Consider the following 277-nt stretch of genomic DNA (forward strand, 5'->3'; position numbering starts at 1 on the left):
GCGGCGGCGTGGGGTGGCGTGGGGCGGCGTGGGGCGGCGCGAGGCGCGTCCCGGGCGGGCTCCGCTGGACTAGCGTCAATACGCGCGTCTGTCCTCTAGCTCCACCTGTCGGCTCCGCTTGTGCGGCGGCGTGTCGTGTATGACGAGCTCGCCGTCCGCCGCGTAGTAGGGCGAGTGCTGGTGGATGACCAGGTGCGCGGGTTCCTCTTCCTGGATGGACACCAGGTTGCCGCCGCACGTCGTGCCCACCACGTACTTCTCCTCCCGCTCGCCGCCC

The 277-nt window shown here is 71.8% G+C and carries 1 protein-coding gene; it reads right to left on the reverse strand.

The window, feature by feature from the left end; translation table 11 throughout:
* Window positions 1-75: 75 nt before the first annotated feature.
* The coding region (locus F0L68_RS46225) for a hypothetical protein (RefSeq protein ID WP_223199682.1) at window positions 76-277 on the reverse strand (202 nt) is incomplete at its 5' end.

This window comes from Solihabitans fulvus (assembly GCF_008386585.1).
Lineage (GTDB): Bacteria > Actinomycetota > Actinomycetes > Mycobacteriales > Pseudonocardiaceae > Solihabitans > Solihabitans fulvus.